The organism is Scandinavium sp. (genome assembly GCF_032012665.1).
Classification (GTDB): domain Bacteria; phylum Pseudomonadota; class Gammaproteobacteria; order Enterobacterales; family Enterobacteriaceae; genus Scandinavium.
This window is the reverse complement of the sequence record NZ_DALZVG010000026.1, coordinates 47130-65988: the sequence shown is the minus strand read 5'-3', so window position 1 is coordinate 65988 and position 18859 is coordinate 47130. Positions and strand designations below refer to the sequence as shown.

The following is an 18859-nucleotide window of genomic DNA, read 5'->3' as shown; positions in this document are numbered from 1 at the left end:
GCGGCGCCAGAACCTAAATCTGGTGCGTCTACCAATTTCGCCACTCCCGCAAAAAGATGGTGGCTACGACGGGATTCGAACCTGTGACCCCATCATTATGAGTGATGTGCTCTAACCAACTGAGCTACGTAGCCATCTTTTTTTCGCGTTACCTTATCGGCGTTGCGGGGCGCATTATGCGTATTGAGCCTGGTAGCGTCAACTTCTTTTTCAAGGAAAATAGCCGGAATGTGACTGTTTGGTTAGGTTGCGAACAGCAAGGCGAATTTATCGGCAATAATTGATTCTAACGCCTTTTTTGCCGCCAGATGAGTACCCACAAACGGCAAAAGGGCCCCGAAAGGCCCTTTGTCAAAAACGTGACATTATTTGTAGGCAGACTGATGCACGCCGACGGCACGGCCTGATGGATCGTTCATGGTTTTGAACGCTTCGTCCCACTCGATCGCTTTCGCAGAAGAGCAGGCTACGGACGGGCCGCCTGGTACACATTCCGCCGCGCTTGGCAGCGGGAACAGCTCTTCAAAGATTTCGCGATACAGATAGGCTTCTTTTGAAGATGGCGTGTTGTACGGGAAGCGGAAGCTTGCAGTTTCCAGCTGTTTGTCGGTGATTTGCTTCGCAGCCACTTCTTTTAACGTATCAATCCAGCTGTAGCCCACGCCGTCAGAGAATTGTTCCTTCTGGCGCCACGCCACGCTTGCCGGCAGATAAGATTCAAAGCATTCGCGCAGAATGTGTTTTTCCATTTTGCCGTTGCCGCACATTTTATCCTGCGGGTTGATACGCATCGCCACGTCGAGGAATTTCTTGTCGAGGAACGGCACGCGCGCTTCAACACCCCAGGCAGACATCGCTTTGTTTGCGCGAGCGCAGTCAAACATATGCAGAGCCTGAAGCTTACGCACAGTTTCTTCATGCAGCTCTTTGGCGTTCGGCGCTTTATGGAAGTAGAGGTAGCCGCCGAACACTTCATCGGAGCCTTCGCCAGAAAGCACCATTTTTATGCCCATCGCCTTGATTTTACGCGACATCAGATACATTGGCGTCGAGGCGCGAATGGTGGTCACATCGTAGGTTTCGATGTGATAAATCACGTCGCGAATGGCATCCAGACCTTCCTGCACGGTGAAGTGAATCTCATGGTGCACGGTGCCCAGATGATTTGCCACTTCCTGCGCAGCTTTCAGGTCCGGTGAACCTTCCAGGCCAACGGCGAAAGAGTGCAGCTGCGGCCACCAGGCCTCAGATCGCTCCTGATCTTCCACGCGGCGAGCGGCGAATTTCTTGGTGATGGCGGAAATAACGGATGAATCCAGACCACCGGAAAGCAGCACGCCGTAAGGCACGTCAGACATCAGGTGACTTTTCACGGAGTCTTCCAGCGCCTGACGCAGTTCGTTTTTGTCGGTGACGTTGTCTTTTACCGCCTCATAGTCGAACCAGTCGCGCTGATAATAAGGACGGATTTCGCCGTCCTGGCTCCACAGGTAGCTGCCAGCAGGGAATTCTTTGATGGTGCGGCACACCGGCACCAGTGCTTTCATTTCGGAGGCAACATACAGGTTGCCGTGCTCGTCGTGACCCATGTACAGCGGGATGATCCCAATGTGATCGCGGCCAATCAGGTACGCGTCTTTTTCGCTGTCGTACAGGGCGAAGGCGAACATACCTTGCAGATCGTCGAGGAACTCCGGGCCTTTTTCCTGGTACAGCGCGAGGATCACTTCGCAGTCGGAACCCGTCTGGAACTGGTAACGGTCGCCATATTCAGCGCGCAGTGCCTGATGGTTGTAGATCTCACCGTTCACGGCCAGCGCATGGGTTTTCTTTTCGTTGTAAAGCGGCTGGGCACCGGCGTTGACGTCGACAATCGACAGACGTTCGTGAGCAAGAATAGCTTTATCGCTGGCATAAATACCGGACCAGTCCGGGCCGCGGTGGCGCATCAGGCGGGACAGTTCCAGCGCTTTTTTACGCAGCTCAACCGCGTCCGTCTTGATATCCAGTACACCGAAAATAGAACACATAGCTACTTCTCCGTTAATGCTGTTGCGTGTTGTTGGGGCGTTGCATGCTTTAAAAAATGCCGTAAAGCGTAAGCGTGCGCAAGAGAATTACGGGGCTAAACGAAAATAGTGCAATGAGGATTAGCGAATAGTGAAAAAGGCGCAGGCTTTTAGTTCTGCTATTGACGGTTTCTCAATAAACTACGTCTTTTATTAGACGTTGGTGCATTTTTGAAGTTGAAAAATAAAAAACCACGCCGCAGGACGTGGTTTTGAACTCAGATGATGTCGATTTCGGCAACCGACGGGTAAATCCACGACGGCCGGAAGGGCATATTGTCGATGTCATCGACGGTGGAGACACCGGAGAGCACCAGAATCGTTTCCAGCCCGGCCTGGAAGCCTGCCAGAATGTCGGTGCGAAGATTGTCGCCGACGATCACTGTTTCTTCAGAGTGGGCCTGCATTTTGTTGAGCGCGGCGCGGATGATCCACGGGCTCGGCTTGCCAACGATAAAAGGTTTACGACCTGAGATTTTCTCAATACCTGCACAAAGCGCACCGCATGCCGGGTAATAGCCACGGCCGTGGGTGTCCGGGTTGGTGGCGATAAAGCGTGCGCCGTTGGCGACGAAGAACGCAGCCTTGTGCATCATTTCCCAGTTAAAGGAGCGCGTTTCGCCGACAATCACGAAGTCCGGGTTGACGTCAGTGATGGTGAATCCGGCTTTATACAGTTCGTGGATTAGCGCGCCCTCACCGACAACGTAGGCTTTTTTCCCTTCCTGACGGCGCAGGAAGTCGGCGGTGGCCATGGCGGAGGTATAAAACACGCTGTCCGGGACGTCGATGCCCGCGGTAGCGAAACGGTTTGCCAGATCCTGACCTGTTTGTGACGGGTAGTTGGTCAGGCAGACAAACGGCATGCCTTTATCCAGCACGCGCGCAACGAAATCAGCAGCGCCCGGTACGGCTACGTTATCGTGCATCAGCACGCCGTCAATATCGCAAATGATGTTCTTGAGGGTCATGGACAGTCCAGCGTCTTTGTTCAGGAAAGGCGTAATTATACACATTATCCTCCCGCATGCCCGAGGCGCGGGAGGAGGGCGGGTTAGCCTTCGAGCAGGTGTTGCAGCAGCAGGCCGTTAAGCATCGAGCGTTTGACCAGCGCAAACGCGCCAATGGCCGAACGATGATCGAGGGCCGAGCGCACGACGGGCAGATTCTGGCGAAACGCTTTCAGCGCCTGAGTGTTGATGCAGCCTTCGACGGCGGGCAGCAGCACTTTTTCGGCTTCGGTGATTTCACCGGCAATCACCACTTTTTGCGGATTAAACAGATTGATAGCAATGGCGATGGTTTTACCCAGATGGCGGCCAACCTGCTCAATCACTTCGCTTGCCAGCGCATCGCCCTTATTCGCGGCTTTGCAGATGGTTTTGATGTTGCACTCATCCAGCGTGACTTTGCTCTGATAGCCTTTTTCCAACAGCTGACGAACCTTAAGTTCGATGGCGGCATTGGCGGCGACGGTTTCCAGGCAGCCAAAATTGCCGCAGTGGCAGCGTTCGCCGAGCGGGTCGACCTGAATATGGCCAATCTCGCCGACGTTGCCGTTGCGGCCGATAAAAATGCGCCCATTGGAGATGATCCCGGCCCCGGTTCCTCGATGAACACGCACCAGAATAGAGTCTTCGCAGTCCTGTGTTGCACCGAAGTAGTGCTCTGCGAGCGCCAGGCTGCGAATATCGTGACCGACAAAACAGGTGACGTTAAAGCGTTTTTCCAGCGCGCCCACCAGACCCCAGTTCTCCACCTGAATGTGAGGCATATAGCGGATGACGCCGCTTTCCGGATCGACCAGCCCCGGCAGGATAACCGAGATTGCGATCAGTTCGCGGATCTTGCGCTGGGTGTGCTCAATAAAGGTGGCGATGGTGTCGAGGAGCGCATACTCAAGCGTTTCCTGCGTGCGTTGTGGAAGCGGGTAGTGCTCTTCAGCAAGCACCTTGCTGCTCAGATCGTAAAGCGTGAGCGTGGTGTCGTGGCGACCAAGACGTACGCCGATGGCGTGAAAATTGCGGGTCTCGGTAACGATAGAAATGGCGCGGCGGCCTCCGGTGGAGGCCTGCTGATCGACTTCTTTGATCAGGCCGCGTTCAATAAGCTGACGCGTGATTTTGGTCACGCTGGCGGGCGCAAGCTGGCTCTGTTCGGCAATCTGAATGCGCGAGATTGGCCCATGCTGGTCAATCAGGCGGTAAACGGCCGCACTGTTAAGCTGTTTAACGAGGTCAACATTACCAATTTGAGCTTGTCCGCCTGATGTCATACTTTACTTACTCAGTTAACGACCTCGTTACCATTAACGATGGTCTTGGTGATTTTATAATCGCGGGTGAACGCGGTCAGGTTCGCCACCTTGCCTGGCGCAATGCTGCCGAGCTGTTTTTCCACGCCGATGGCGCGGGCAGGATAGAGCGTAGCCATACGCAAGGTTTCATCCAGGGCGATGCCGCAGTGTTCTACCAGATTACGCACGCCTTCAATCATGGTTAGCGCCGAGCCGCTCAGGGTGCCGTTCTCATCCACGCAGAGCCCATCGCGGTAGTATATTGTTTTACCAGCAAAAATGAACTCTTCAATGTTTGCCCCCGCCGGCGCGGTGGCGTCGGTCACCAGGCACAGCTTATCGCCTTTCAGGCGTTTGGCGTTGCGGACGTTGGCGAAATCGACGTGCAGACCGTCAACGATAATGCCGCAGTAAACGTCTGCTTCATCAAAGATGGCGCCAGCAAGGCCCGGCTCGCGTCCGGTGATGTACGGCATCGCGTTATAGAGGTGTGTGGCGAAGGTGATGCCCGCACGGAAGCCCACTTTGGCTTCTTTCAGCGTGGCATTGGAGTGACCCGCAGAGACCACGATCCCGGCATTCACCAGACGAGTAATCACCTCGGCAGGTACCATTTCAGGCGCAAGGGTGACCTTGGTTATCACATCGGCGTTGGCGCAGAGGAAGTCCACCAGTTCATTGTCTGGTTTACGAACGTAATCCGGATTGTGGGTCCCTTTCTTGACGATGTTCAGCCACGGGCCCTCAAGGTGCAGACCGAGTGCCTGATTTGGGTATTTCGCCAGGTATTCACGCATTACGCGGATACCCTGCTTCATCAGGTCGTCGCTGGAGGTAATCAGCGTTGGCAGGTAGCTGGTGCAGCCAGATTTTTCGTTGGCTTTCTGCATGATTTCCAGCGTTTCAACGGTCACCGCGTCCGGGCTGTCGTTGAACTGCACGCCGCCGCAGCCGTTTAACTGCACGTCAATAAAACCGGGAGCGAGGATGGCGCCATTCAACGAGCGTTGCTCAATCCCGGACGGCAAGTCGGCCTGTGGGCAGATACGTTCAATCAGGCCATCGGCAATCACTACCGCATGGTCATCCAGAATTTCGTGGCCGGTATAGATTCGGCCCTGAGTTAATGCATACATTACGACCCCCGGTTCTTAAAAATGCGACCGCCCCTGAAAACAGAGGCGGGGATTCAATTACAGACCTTTGATGTTTTCAGCTTCTAATTCGTTGAAGTACTTCAGCGTCTTCACTTTCAGCTCCATGGTGGACGGCTCGTCACACACCATGACCGCTTTCGGATGCAGCTGCAGGCAGCTGATAGTCCACATATGGTTGACGTTACCTTCAACGGCGGCCTGCAGCGCCTGTGCTTTCTGGTGGCCCAGCACCAGAATCATCACTTCTTCTGCGTCCAGCAGCGTACCCACACCCACGGTCAGTGCGTATTTAGGCACTTGAGTCACGTCGCCGTCGAAGAAGCGGGAGTTTGCCACGCGGGTGTCATGAGTCAGGGTTTTAATGCGGGTACGGGAAGCCAGGGAAGAGGCAGGTTCGTTGAATGCGATGTGACCGTCGTTGCCCACGCCGCCCATGAACAGGTTGATTTTACCGTAGGAGCGGATTTTTTCTTCGTACTGGCGGCACTCTGCGTCGATGTCTGGCGCGTTGCCATCCAGCAGGTTAATGTTTTCAGCTGGAATATCAACGTGATCGAAGAAGTTGCGGTGCATGAAGCTGTGGTAGCTTTCCGGATGCTCCTTCGGCAGGCCAACATATTCGTCCATGTTGAAGGTGACAACGTGTTTGAAACTAACCTGGCCCGCTTTATGCATATCAACCAGAGCTTTGTATGCTGTGAGCGGGGTGCCGCCGGTTGGCAGACCCAGAACGAACGGACGATCCGCCGTTGGTTTAAACGCATTGATGCGGTTGACGATATGACGGGCGGCCCATTTGCCTACTTGTTCTGCTGTCGCCAGGGGAATCAGTCTCATTGTTCACCTCAATAGTTAATATAAACGGTTGGCGGATTGGCACCGAATCTCAGTTAAGAGTAACCTGGTTTGGCAACGAGAGGGGGCAATCCGTCCTGATTTTTCGAATGATAAAATAAGTTTTCCCTGTTAGCCAGTCGGATGAGGGGGTTATGACGATATTTGGTGATAAAAATCACAAAAAAGGTGCGTTTAATTTGCGAGACGAATTAATTTTCCACACACTCTCAAAGCAAGTGGTATGTCGCTGTGCTTTTAAGATAGTCACACTATAAAAATACGGCTTTAACGAAGTCGGATCGGGGTCTCATAGGGGGAAGAAAAGTGAGTGTTCTAGGTTATTTACAAAAAGTGGGCCGCGCACTGATGGTGCCAGTGGCCACGCTGCCTGCCGCAGCCATCCTGATGGGTGTCGGCTACTGGATTGACCCGGTAAGTTGGGGCGGCGATAACGCCTTAGCGGCGCTGTTTATCAAATCTGGCTCGGCCATCATCGATCATATGTCCGTGTTGTTTGCGATCGGTGTGGCTTACGGTATGTCCAAAGATAAAGACGGTGCAGCTGCGCTGACCGGCTTTGTTGGTTTCCTCGTTTTAACCACCCTGTGCTCTCCGGCAGCGGTGTCGATGATCCAGAAGATTCCTCTGGAGCAGGTCCCGGCGGCTTTCGGTAAGATCGAAAACCAGTTCGTGGGTATCCTTGTCGGTATTATTTCTGCTGAGCTGTACAACCGCTTTAGCGGTGTTGAGCTGCCGAAAGCGCTGTCGTTCTTCAGCGGCCGCCGTCTGGTACCTATCCTGACCTCCTTCCTGATGATCGCCGTTGCGTTCCTGCTGATGTACATCTGGCCGGTTATCTTCGGTGGCCTGGTGAGCTTCGGTGAGCACATTCAGAAACTGGGCTCTGCGGGCGCCGGTATCTATGCGTTCTTCAACCGTCTGCTGATCCCTGTTGGTCTGCACCACGCGCTGAACTCCGTATTCTGGTTCGACGTTGCCGGTATTAACGACATCCCTAACTTCCTGGGCGGTGCGCAGTCTATCGAAGCCGGTAAAGCGGTTGTCGGTATCACCGGTCGCTATCAGGCAGGCTTCTTCCCAATCATGATGTTCGGCCTTCCAGGTGCTGCGCTGGCGATTTACCAGTGCGCACGTCCGGAAAACAAAGCCAAAGTGCTGGGTATCATGATGGCGGGTGCCTTCGCGGCATTCTTCACCGGTATCACCGAGCCTCTGGAGTTCTCCTTCATGTTCGTGGCACCAGTGCTGTACTTCATCCACGCTGTGCTGACGGGTATTTCCGTGTTTATCGCGGCGAGCATGCAGTGGATTGCTGGTTTCGGCTTCAGTGCCGGTCTGGTGGATATGGTGCTCTCCTCGCGTAACCCGCTGGCGACGCACTGGTGGATGCTGATCCCTCAGGGCCTGGTGTTCTTCGTTATCTACTACGTGGTGTTCCGCTTCACCATCACCAAATTCAACCTGATGACGCCAGGTCGTGAACTGGCGGTTGCCGGTAGCGAAGAAGATGGTCAGGACGTGAATGTGAGCACCGGCAAAGAGCAGGATGCATCCGCGCTGGCTCGTCAGTACATTGCTGCCGTAGGTGGTTCTGATAACCTGACCGGTATCGACGCGTGCATCACCCGTCTGCGTCTGAACGTGAAGGATTCTTCTCTGGTTAACGAAGCGCTGGCCAAACGCCTCGGTGCGTCCGGTGTGATTCGTCTGAACAAAACCAGCGTGCAGATTATCGTGGGCTTCGTGGCAGAAAAAATTGCTAACGCGATGAAAACCACCGGCCACGTTGCCGCAGCAGAAGCAACTCCTGGTGCGACGGCACCAGCAGCGGCAAAACCGCAGGCTGTACCAAACGCAGCAGCGACTATTGCAGCGCTGGTTTCCCCGGTTACCGGTGATGTTGTTGCTCTGGAGCAGGTTCCTGATGAAGCGTTCGCCAGCAAAGCCGTCGGCGACGGCGTAGCGGTGAAACCAACGGAGAAAACCGTCGTTTCTCCGGCAGCAGGCACCATCGTTAAGATCTTCAACACCAACCATGCGTTCTGCCTCGAAACCGAAAAAGGCGCGGAAATCGTTGTCCACATGGGCATTGATACCGTTGCGCTGAACGGCCAGGGCTTTACTCGCCTGGTGGAAGAGGGTGCGGAAGTGGTAGCCGGTCAGCCGGTTCTGGAAATGGATCTGGACTTCCTGAACGCCAACGCACGCTCCATGATCAGTCCAGTGGTGTGCAGCAATATCGACGACTTCAGCGGCCTGGTAATCAAGGCGCAGGGTCAGGTCGTTGCAGGCGTCACGCCGCTGTATGAGATTAAAGGCAAATAATCGTTCCTGAGTAAATGTTCTATGCCTTAGCGGCGGGGGAGCTCCTCCGCCGCTTTTTTATCCCGCTTTCGCACAATCAGGAAAAGCAGGCAGATTCCAGAAAGCGTTCACTTCAGCCTTCAGCCAGTCGCGGAAATAAGCGACGCGCGGCAGATTTTCTTTCCCCGGCGCTGTTTCCAGCCAGTAGCCGTTCTGACTCTGTAACTCCGTTGTTGATACCAGCGTCAGTAGCCCGGTATTCAGCTCATTGCGGATCATCATCTTGTCGAGTATGGCAAAACCCGCTCCGGTGACGCAGGCGTTGATCACCTGATCTTCAGTACTGAATTCCAGTCCGCCCGTCATCGTGCATTGCTGTTGTCCATCTGCTTCAAGCCAGCGCGCCCAGTTATCCAGCCGTGCGTCGCCGTTGAGGATATGCAGCTGCGGATGGCTCTCCAGCGAGGGAAAAGTCTGCCCCACCATCAGCAGCGGGCTGGCCACCAGCACCAGCCGTTCATGACACAGCCACTCACCCTGCTGCTGGGCCTGCCATGGCGTGCCGAAGCGCACCGCGCAGTCGAAATCACAATATTTCTGCCGCATTTCGCTCACCAGCGCGATTTGCAGCTGGTTGTTCTTTTTCCGCAGTGCGACCAGGCGCGGCGCAAGCCAGCGCGTGGCAAAGGTGGGGGCCACCTGCAGTCGCAAATGCTGTAGCGGGTTACGCAGCTGTACCTGGCTGATGCCACCTTCCAGCATGTCCAACGACTGACGCACGACGGGCAACAGCAGGGCGGCATCCTGCGTCAGTTCAAGGCCGCTGTGGGCGCGAATAAACAGCAGCTTGCCTAAAAACTCCTCCAGCTGCTTTATCTGGCGGCTGGCGGCGCTTTGGGTGATACACAATGCCTGAGCCGCTTTGCTGAGGCTCAGCGTGCGACAGGTCTCCTCAAATACGCGCAGGGTGCTTAACGAGGGCAGTTTTCTCACCGGGAGATCGCCTTTTACTGTTGTGTTAATTGATTGTTACCAGATAGCAGGCAAAAACGATGTGCGGGTATGACTATTTCGCAGAAAGAAGAGGGCGATCACATGCATTTTACTCATAGGGGTATGCACAGAACGCGCTCGCCAGGCAGACGGTTTGTTGTCATGTTGTTAACCGAAATGAAACATAAAAATTACGACAACCCTACAAACTCAGCTCCTGATGGAGGACGAGTCAATGCAACAACTGACACAACAAGCTGTGCGGATGGATGATGTCCCGTTAAACCGGTTCCATCTTAAAATCGCGGGCCTCACCTTTGGCGCGCATTTCACCGACGGTTATGTTCTTGGGGTCATTGGTTTTGCCCTTTCCCAAATCCGCCCTGAAATGGCGCTCACGCCTTTTCAGGAGGGGATGCTCGGCAGCTCGGCGTTGCTGGGTCTGTTTCTCGGTAGCCTGATCCTCGGCTGGATCTCCGACTATACCGGCCGTCAGAAAATCTTCTGCTTCAGCTTCGTGGTCATTACGCTGGCCTCGGCGGCGCAGTTCTTTGCCACCACGCCGGAGCAGCTTTTCTGGCTGCGGGTCATGGTCGGCATTGGGCTTGGAGGCGATTTCTCTGTCGGACACACCATGCTGGCAGAGTTTTCTCCACGTAAACATCGTGGCGTGCTGTTGGGGTCATTCAGCGTTATCTGGACGGTGGGCTACGTTGCCGCAAGCTTTGCCGGGCACTTTATGACGGCACTGGGACCGGAAGCCTGGCGCTGGTTGCTGTCGTCATCGGCGGTTCCGGCGTTCATTATTCTGCTGCTGCGCATTGGTACGCCGGAATCTCCTCGCTGGCTGATGGGTAAAGGCCGACGCCAGCAGGCGATGGACATCGTGCACCGCTATTTTGGCCCGCACGTTCTGCTGGTGGATGAAGCGCCGGTCGTCTCGCGGCAGCGGTTCCTGTCGCTGTTCGGGCCGAAGTATCGCCGCCGTACCGCCTTTAACAGCCTGTTCTTCGTTTGCCTGGTCATTCCCTATTTCGCGATCTACACCTTCCTGCCGTCGATTCTGAAGGCGATGGGGCTCGATCAAAACTTTGGTACTGATTTGCTGCTGAACGGCCTGCTGATCGTCGGCGCGCTGCTCGGGATCGTACTGACGGTCGTCTGCTCCCGTCGCGGGTTCCTGATTGGCGCATTTGTGTTCCTGGCCGCGTGCCTGGCGCTGATGAGCCTGCTGCCGGGGAGTTTCCACTTCGGACTGATTGCGTTGTTCGCTGCCTTCACGCTGATGATGTCTGCCGTCAGCAATCTGGTGGGCGTCTTCCCGGCGGAAAGCTTCCCGACCGAAGTGCGTTCCATGGGCGTCGGATTTGCCACTTCAATGAGTCGTCTGGGCTCCGCCATCGGCACCGCCATGTTACCGCTCTCTATCGTTCATTTTGGTATGCCCGTCACCACCGGCATCCTCGCGCTGATTCTGGTGATTGGCGCCATCGTTTCTCTTGCATGGGCACCGGAAACCAAAGACCTGACCCTGGTTGACGCCGCCCATGACCCGCAACAACGAACTGACACTCGCGCCGCGGTGCCGGCGGAATAACATCATCTGAGGAGTACAACGTGGAAATGTATATCGGTGAAGGCTTTGAGGGGAACGGCGTTAACGCCTCGCACATCAACATCATGATTGGGCCACGCAGCGGCGTGGTTGGGCAGGCCTTCTCTTCGAGTCTGGCCTCGCCAAGCCAGGGTCACTGCCCGTTTATGGTGGTGATTAAGCCCAATATCCCGGCGAAGCCGATGACGCTGTATGTCAACAAAGCGGAAATCAACGGCGAGATGCACGCCAATGCCACCTGGGGTGCTTCTCAGGCGGCGATTGCGAAAGCCGTTACGGAAGCCTTGCTGGAAGGCGTGCTGCCTGCGGAAGCAGAAAACGAGTGGTGCGTGGTTACCGCCAACTGGGTCAACCCGGGCTGCAACGATCTGGATGAGGTTTATCGCAACAACTACAACGCCTGCCGCAACGCCATTCGTGCGGCGATGAAAGGCTTACCGCAGCGTAGCGAAATTGCCGACACTGTAAGCCAACCGTCTAACCCGTTCTATACGCCAAAGGTCTGAGGACAACGCGATGCAATACATTCATCTGGGACAAAGCGGCCTGAAGGTTTCCCGTCTGTGCCTGGGCACCATGAATATGGGCAGCAAGCAGTGGAAGCCATGGATTTTTGACGAAGCGCAGAGCGAACCGCTCATTCGCCACGCGCTGGAACAGGGCATCAACTTTATCGATCTGGCTGATTTTTACTCCAGCGGTGCGGGTGAAGAGGTCGTCGGTCGGGTGGTTTCACGCATCGCTAACCGCGATGAACTGGTGCTGACCACCAAAGTGGGTTATCCGATTGGCGGTGGTCTCAACAATCAGGGCCACTCGCGCAAGCACATCATGGACAGCATCGACGCCAGCCTGCGTCGTCTGGGCACCGATTATGTCGATATCTACATGCTGCATTATTTCGACGTGAACACGCCGGTGGAAGAAACCTGGGCGGCGATGGATGCGATAGTTCGCTCCGGTAAAGCTCGATACGTCGGCGTATCGACCATGTACACCTGGCAACTGGCGAAAATTCTCTGGTGCTGCGAGCGTAACGGCTTCGTTAAGCCGATCAATATGCAGCTCCAGCTGAACTGCGCCTACCGCGAAGAAGAGCGGGAAATGATCCCCTTCTGCCGCGATCAGGGGCTTGGCGTGTCGGTCTTCAGCCCGCTGGCCCGTGGCCTGCTGAGCTGTGATTTCAACTCTGTGCGCAATAAAACGGACTTCTTCACTCAGGAAATGTATGCCGATGGTGCATCGCTGGATGTGGCTCACTCCGTCAGCCGGGTTGCCGCGCTGCGTGGCGTAACGCCAGCGCAAGTGGCGCAGTCGTGGGTGCTGCACCATCCGGGCGTGGACTGCATGCTGGTAGGGGCAGATTCAGTCGCTCAGATTGATACCGCGGTGGCGGCGCTGGAAACCGAACTTAGCGCCGATGAGCTCTACGAGCTGGAACGCAATTACACGCCGTGCGATGTGATCAACGACTACACCGCAGGCAAGCGTATTGCACGGGAGCCGCGTCCGGCGCAGGGCATTTTTATCGATGAACTCAACGCAAGGAAAATCGCATGAGCCGTTTTGAGCCGTTAATCCGCACGGGCTGGTATTGCGAAGGTGAATGGCGCAATGCAGTCGAAAGCTATCCGGTCATTAACCCGGCAACGGAGGAAACCGTCGCCCAGGTGGCGATGGCAGGAAAAAACGAAACGCTCGAGGCGATTGCCTCAGCATCCCGCGCGTTGCCTGCCTGGAAAGGCCAGACGGCAGGAGCAAGGTCCAAAATTCTGCAACGCTGGTATCAGCTGATCGTGGAAAACCAGCAGGCGCTGGCGGAGCTGGTGGTGGCAGAGCAGGGGAAAGTGCTGGCCGAGGCGATGGGTGAAGTCATGTACGCCGCGAGCTTTATCGAGTGGTTTGCCGAAGAGGGCAAACGTGCCTACGGCAAAACCATTCCTGAAAGTAAAAATGGTAACCGGATCATTACGTTTAAAGAACCAGTGGGCGTGGTTGCTGCCATCACGCCGTGGAATTTCCCGCTGGCGATGCTGACGCGTAAGCTCGGCCCTGCGCTGGCGGCGGGCTGTACTGCCGTGATTAAACCGGCGAACGAAACGCCGCTCTCCGCATTTGCATTGCTGGTGCTGGCGGAGCAGGCGGGCGTGCCTGCCGGCGTACTGAATGCCGTTACGGGCGACACGCGTGCGATTGGCGAAACGCTGATGGCGAGCCCGACGGTGCGCAAAATCTCCTTCACCGGTTCCACCGCCACCGGGAAGTTACTGATGCGTCAGGCCGCGGACAACGTGAAAAAGCTGTCGCTGGAGCTGGGTGGAAACGCGCCGTTTATCGTGTTTGATGATGCGGATATAGAGGCCGCGGTCAACGGCGCGATGGCGGCGAAATTCCGCAACAGCGGGCAAACCTGCGTCTGCGTTAACCGTTTCTACATTCAGAATGGCGTATACGACCAGTTTGTCTCCCGGCTGACGGAAGCCGCAGCCGCGCTGTGCGTTGCGCCAGGCATGAGTGAAGGCGCGCAGCAGGGACCGTTGATTCACCAACAGGCTGTAGAAAAAGTGGATATCCATGTTCGTGATGCGCTGAGCCGTGGGGCAAAGCTAATGTGTGGCGGCGAGCGCCATGCGCTGGGGAAAAGCTTTTATCAGCCGACGGTCCTGGCGAGCGTCACCGAAGAGATGCGCATTGCCCATGAAGAAACCTTTGGTCCGGTAGCCGCCTGCTTCCGTTTTAGCTCCGAAGAAGAAGCCATTGAGCGCGCGAACGCCACGCCGTTTGGGCTGGCTTCTTATCTTTATACGCGTGATTTAGCCAGAGCCTTTCGCGTGACTCGCGCGCTGGAAAGCGGCATGGTCGGCGTTAACGAAGGGATCATTTCCACGGAAGTCGCGCCGTTTGGTGGCGTGAAGGAGTCCGGGCTTGGGCGCGAAGGGGCAGACGTTGGCCTCGAAGAGTACCTGGAAACGAAATACATGAATCTCGGGCAGCTTGGCTGACCTGACTTTCCCGGTTCAGGCCGTTGCCCTGAATCGGGAAATCCTCGCTTTAACGTCTGCTTCGGCATTTATCGCCAGTTTTCTGCAACAAACAGTTGTCACACCTCCCGGCTTATAAGATCATATGCCGTTATATGTTGTTTACGCCTTGAGGAACCCGCGATGAGTGAGGCTGAAGCCCGCCCGACTAACTTTATTCGCCAGATTATTGATGAGGATCTGGCCAGTGGTAAGCACACGACCGTTCACACCCGTTTTCCGCCAGAGCCGAACGGGTATCTGCATATCGGTCACGCTAAATCGATCTGCCTGAACTTCGGCATCGCCCAGGACTATCAGGGTCAGTGCAACCTGCGTTTCGATGACACCAACCCGGTGAAGGAAGACATCGAATACGTTGAATCGATCAAAAATGACGTCGAGTGGTTAGGTTTCCACTGGTCTGGCGATATCCGCTACTCCTCGGACTATTTCGATACCCTGCATCAGTACGCCGTTGAGCTTATTAATAAAGGTCTGGCGTACGTCGATGAACTCTCTGCAGAAGAAATCCGCGAATACCGCGGTACGCTGACCGCGCCGGGCAAAAACAGCCCGTACCGCGATCGCAGCGTGGAAGAGAACCTGGCGCTGTTTGAAAAAATGCGAGCCGGCGGTTTCGAAGAAGGTAAAGCGTGCCTGCGCGCCAAAATTGATATGGCGTCATCCTTCGTCGTAATGCGCGATCCGGTGCTGTACCGCATCAAATTCGCCGATCACCACCAGACCGGTAGTAAGTGGTGCATCTACCCGATGTACGACTTCACCCACTGCATCAGCGATGCGCTGGAAGGGATTACTCACTCCCTGTGTACGCTTGAGTTCCAGGACAACCGTCGCCTGTACGACTGGGTACTGGATAACATCTCCATTCCGGTTCATCCGCGTCAGTACGAGTTCTCTCGTCTGAATCTGGAATACACCGTGATGTCCAAGCGTAAGCTGAACCAGCTGGTCACCGACAAGCATGTGGAAGGCTGGGATGACCCGCGTATGCCAACTATTTCAGGCCTGCGTCGTCGTGGCTACACCGCAGCGTCCATCCGTGAATTCTGTAAGCGTATCGGCGTCACCAAGCAGGATAACACCATCGAAATCGCGTCGCTGGAATCCTGCATTCGTGAAGATCTGAACGAGAACGCACCGCGCGCGATGGCCGTTATCGATCCGGTTAAGCTGGTTATCGAAAACTACCAGGGCGAAGGCGAAATCGTCACCATGCCGAACCATCCGAGCAAACCGGAAATGGGCAGCCGTGAAGTGCCGTTCAGCCGTGAAATCTGGATCGATCGCGCTGACTTCCGCGAAGAAGCGAACAAGCAGTACAAGCGTCTGGTGATGGGTAAAGAAGTGCGTCTGCGCAATGCCTACGTGGTGAAAGCGGAACGCGTTGAGAAAGATGCAGAAGGCAATATCACCACTATTTTCTGCACTTACGATGCCGACACCCTGAGCAAAGATCCGGCCGATGGCCGTAAAGTGAAAGGCGTTATTCACTGGGTGAGCGCACAGCATGCGCTGCCGGTTGAAATTCGTCTTTACGATCGTCTGTTCAGCGTGCCAAACCCGGGTGCCGCGGAGGACTTCCTGTCCGTCATCAACCAGGACTCTCTGGTGATCAAACAGGGTTACGCTGAACCTTCCCTGAAAGCCGCTAAGGCGGGCGTTGCGCATCAGTTCGAACGCGAAGGTTACTTCTGCCTCGACAGCCGTTACAGCACCGCTGATAAGCTGGTCTTCAACCGCACCGTTGGCCTGCGCGATACCTGGGCGAAAGCGGGCGAGTAAGCTTGCTGCTTTAAGTCCTGAAAGCGTCGCTTCGTGCGGCGCTTTTTTTATGCCATTTTCGCGATGCGAAATAATCTCATTTCTGCTACTGAAACACTTATCGGCTCTGTTACATATTGCCGCCTGCCCCATTTACTGGGCTGCTGACAAACCCCTGCTATTAGCGGTTCCTGCCATTTTGTCTCGCACTTGTACTTTGTAACAAAACGCAATCAAATATGTGCGCACTGTCATACTCTTGCGCATTCGTGCGGAAAAAGGATTGATAATTCGCGTCGCGAAAAATAGTCTACTGACATAGCGTCAGGCCCTTTCTGCCTCGCTACTTTTTTGCAGTGCTTATTTTATCGCTTTCGCCTTTTGCGACGGCGTTTTTAAAGTCAAAGAGGATATACACATGCGTACGTTCAGTGGCAAACGTAGTACGCTGGCGCTGGCTATTGCCGCCGTCACCGCAATGTCGGGCTGGGTTGCATCTCCGCAGGCCAGTGCAGCAGGATTCGTAGACGATTCAACGTTAACCGGCGGCATCTATTACTGGCAGCGTGAGCGTGACCGTAAAGACGTCACTGACGGTGACAAGTACAAAACCAACCTTTCTCACTCGACCTGGAACGCCAACCTCGACTTCCAGTCTGGCTTCGCCGCTGATTTCATCGGGCTTGATATCGCCGCCTTTACCGCAATCGAAATGGCCGAATCTGCCGAAAGCGGCCACCCGAACGAAATCGCGTTTTCCTCTATCAATAAGGGCTACGACGAAGACTACTCCGGTGATAAGAGCGGGATTAGCCTTTATAAAGCCGCTGCGAAATTTAAGCTTGGGCCTGCCTGGGCTCGTGCGGGTTACATTCAGCCAACCGGCCAGACGCTGTTAGCGCCGCACTGGAGCTTTATGCCTGGCACCTATCAGGGTGCTGAAGCCGGGGCGAACTTTGACTACGGTGATGCGGGCGCGCTGAGCTTCTCGTACATGTGGACCAACGAGTACAAGGCACCATGGCACCTTGAAACCGACAAGTTCTACCAGAATGACAGGAAAACCAAAGTCGATTATCTCCACTCCATCGGTGCGAAGTACGACTTTAAAAATGACCTCGTTCTGGAAGCCGCATTTGGTCAGGCGCAGGGCTTTATGGATCAGTACTTCGCCAAAGCCAGCTACAAATTCGACGTGGCCGGTACGCCACTTTCTACCAGCTACCAGTTCTATGGTGCACGTGACACCGTAGATAAAAACACCGTCAACGATATTTACGACGGTACCGCATGGTTACAGGCTCTGACCTTCGGCTACAAAGTGGCTGACGTAGTTGACCTGCGCCTCGAAGGGACATGGGTTAAGGCAGAAGGCCAGCAGGGCTTCTTCCTGCAGCGTATGACGCCAACTTATGCTTCCTCCAACGGTCGTCTGGATATCTGGTGGGATAACCGTTCCGACTTCAACGCCAACGGCGAAAAAGCCGTGTTCTTCGGCGGAATGTATGACCTGAAAAACTGGAACCTGCCAGGCTGGGCGGTGGGCGCTTCCTACGTTTACGCGTGGGATGCTAAACCGGCGGACTGGATGATCAACAGCGCAGGACAGAAAGAGAGCATTGCCTCAAACAAAATCAAAGAGTCTTCCTACAGTCTCGATGCGATGTACACCGTCCAGGAAGGGCGCGCCAAAGGCACGCTGTTCAAGCTGCACTTCACTCAGTACGACAACCATTCAGATATCCCAAGCTGGGGCGGTGGCTACGGCAACATGTTCCAGGATGAGCGCGACGTGAAATTCATCGTTATCGCTCCGTTCACCATCTTCTGATAAGCGACGCGGCGGGCACGATGCCTGCCGCGTAACCATGAGGTCGTATCATGAAAAAATTGATTCTCGTCGCGATTATGGCGTCCGGGCTGGTGGCTTGTGCACAGCCGCAGGCACCGAAAGAAGACAGCAAGCTGAAAGCCGCCTACAGCGCCTGTATTAATACCGCGGAAGGCAATCCGGATAAGATTGAAGCCTGCCAAAGCGTGCTGGATGTGCTGAAGCAGGAGAAGGAGCACAAGCAGTTTGCCGAACAGGAAACGGTGCGCACGCTGGATTATCAGCAGTGTATCCAGGCGACCCGTACGGGTAACGATCAGGCAGTGAAGGCGCGCTGCGATAAAATCTGGCAGGAAATTCGCAGCAACAATACCCCCGCGCCGTAAGCCTTATTTCAACTCTGTTTTTGCCCCAAAATATGCCCATAAAAAAAGCCAACCGTCAGGTTGGCTTTTGCTTTTGCACGAGCGTCGATTATTTATCGGCGGCGTCGTGGGCGTGTTCATCTTCGCGGCAGTCGCCTTCAGCGCAGTGGCCGTAAAGATAAAGGCTGTGGTTAGTCAGACGAATGCCGTGTCGGGTGGCGATTTCGCGCTGGCGTGCTTCAATCGAGTCATCACTGAATTCGATAACCTTGCCGCAGTCGAGGCAGATCAGGTGATCGTGGTGATGCTGCTGAGTCAGTTCGAAAACAGATTTACCGCCTTCGAAGTTGTGGCGGGTGACAATTCCGGCATCGTCGAACTGGTTCAGAACGCGATAAACCGTTGCCAGACCAATTTCCTCGCCCATATCGATCAGGCGCTTATAGAGGTCTTCCGCACTGACATGGTGATTGTCCGGCTCCTGAAGCACTTCCAGAATTTTAAGACGCGGAAGCGTGACTTTCAGGCCTGCCTTCTTTAATGCGATATTGTTGTCAGTCATG

General features: G+C 55.0%; 15 protein-coding genes and 1 tRNA gene. 8 read left to right on the top strand and 8 right to left on the bottom strand.

Annotated elements, in window-relative coordinates; genetic code table 11:
* Nucleotides 1–57: 57 nt before the first annotated feature.
* The 6 genes from RTU33_RS18160 to nagB form a co-directional block, all read right to left on the bottom strand.
* Nucleotides 58–134: transfer RNA gene (locus RTU33_RS18160), tRNA-Met, on the bottom strand.
* Between the two features lie 231 nt (nt 135–365).
* Nucleotides 366–2030: an asparagine synthase B gene (asnB, locus tag RTU33_RS18155; RefSeq protein WP_312629208.1), complete on the bottom strand. Its 1665-nt coding sequence runs from the start codon at nt 2028–2030 to the stop codon at nt 366–368.
* Between the two features lie 257 nt (nt 2031–2287).
* Nucleotides 2288–3040 carry an HAD-IIA family hydrolase gene (locus RTU33_RS18150; protein WP_312629213.1) on the bottom strand — a complete coding sequence of 251 codons (753 nt, stop codon included), beginning with the start codon at nt 3038–3040 and terminating at the stop codon, nt 2288–2290.
* 83 nt (nt 3041–3123) lie between these two features.
* Nucleotides 3124–4344, bottom strand: a complete 1221-nt coding sequence (locus RTU33_RS18145; protein WP_312629206.1) for an N-acetylglucosamine repressor — start codon at nt 4342–4344, stop codon at nt 3124–3126.
* Between the two features lie 11 nt (nt 4345–4355).
* On the bottom strand, nt 4356–5501 hold the full coding sequence (gene nagA / locus RTU33_RS18140; protein ID WP_312629204.1) for an N-acetylglucosamine-6-phosphate deacetylase: 1146 nt from the start codon (nt 5499–5501) through the stop codon (nt 4356–4358).
* Nucleotides 5502–5558: 57 nt separating this feature from the next.
* Nucleotides 5559–6359 (bottom strand): glucosamine-6-phosphate deaminase, encoded by an 801-nt coding sequence (nagB, locus tag RTU33_RS18135; RefSeq protein ID WP_312629203.1) that lies wholly within the window; start codon nt 6357–6359, stop codon nt 5559–5561.
* Nucleotides 6360–6683: 324 nt separating this feature from the next.
* Here nagB and nagE point away from each other — a divergent pair, with 324 nt between their 5' ends.
* Nucleotides 6684–8705 (top strand): N-acetylglucosamine-specific PTS transporter subunit IIBC, encoded by a 2022-nt coding sequence (gene nagE / locus RTU33_RS18130; protein ID WP_312629201.1) that lies wholly within the window; start codon nt 6684–6686, stop codon nt 8703–8705.
* 57 nt (nt 8706–8762) lie between these two features.
* Here nagE and RTU33_RS18125 read toward each other — a convergent pair whose 3' ends face one another.
* Nucleotides 8763–9677 carry a LysR substrate-binding domain-containing protein gene (locus tag RTU33_RS18125; RefSeq protein WP_312629200.1) on the bottom strand — a complete coding sequence of 305 codons (915 nt, stop codon included), beginning with the start codon at nt 9675–9677 and terminating at the stop codon, nt 8763–8765.
* Nucleotides 9678–9912: 235 nt separating this feature from the next.
* Here RTU33_RS18125 and RTU33_RS18120 point away from each other — a divergent pair, with 235 nt between their 5' ends.
* The 7 genes from RTU33_RS18120 to chiQ all read left to right on the top strand — a co-directional run bounded on the left by RTU33_RS18120 (nt 9913) and on the right by chiQ (nt 18317).
* A complete protein-coding gene (locus RTU33_RS18120; RefSeq protein ID WP_312629198.1) occupies nt 9913–11274 on the top strand; it encodes an MFS transporter in 1362 nt (453 codons plus the stop codon).
* Nucleotides 11275–11294: 20 nt separating this feature from the next.
* Nucleotides 11295–11798 (top strand): formaldehyde-activating enzyme, encoded by a 504-nt coding sequence (gene fae, locus RTU33_RS18115; RefSeq protein ID WP_312629197.1) that lies wholly within the window; start codon nt 11295–11297, stop codon nt 11796–11798.
* Nucleotides 11799–11808: 10 nt separating this feature from the next.
* Entirely contained in the window at nt 11809–12852 is a 1044-nt protein-coding gene (locus RTU33_RS18110) for an aldo/keto reductase (RefSeq protein ID WP_312629196.1), read from the top strand.
* The gene (locus RTU33_RS18105) at nt 12849–14294 is read left to right on the top strand and encodes an NAD-dependent succinate-semialdehyde dehydrogenase (RefSeq protein ID WP_312629195.1); all 1446 of its coding nucleotides are present in this window, start codon (nt 12849–12851) and stop codon (nt 14292–14294) included. Before RTU33_RS18110 ends, RTU33_RS18105 begins: the two co-directional genes overlap by 4 nt.
* A 162-nt stretch (nt 14295–14456) precedes the next feature.
* Nucleotides 14457–16121: a glutamine--tRNA ligase gene (gene glnS, locus RTU33_RS18100; protein WP_312629194.1), complete on the top strand. Its 1665-nt coding sequence runs from the start codon at nt 14457–14459 to the stop codon at nt 16119–16121.
* A gap of 397 nt (nt 16122–16518) precedes the next feature.
* Entirely contained in the window at nt 16519–17931 is a 1413-nt protein-coding gene (gene chiP, locus RTU33_RS18095) for a chitoporin ChiP (protein WP_312629193.1), read from the top strand.
* Nucleotides 17932–17981: 50 nt separating this feature from the next.
* Entirely contained in the window at nt 17982–18317 is a 336-nt protein-coding gene (gene chiQ, locus RTU33_RS18090) for a ChiQ/YbfN family lipoprotein (protein WP_312629192.1), read from the top strand.
* Nucleotides 18318–18405: 88 nt separating this feature from the next.
* Here chiQ and fur read toward each other — a convergent pair whose 3' ends face one another.
* Complete coding sequence (gene fur / locus RTU33_RS18085) at nt 18406–18858, bottom strand: ferric iron uptake transcriptional regulator (RefSeq protein ID WP_097164769.1); 453 nt, start codon at nt 18856–18858, stop codon at nt 18406–18408.
* Nucleotide 18859: the final 1 nt, after the last annotated feature.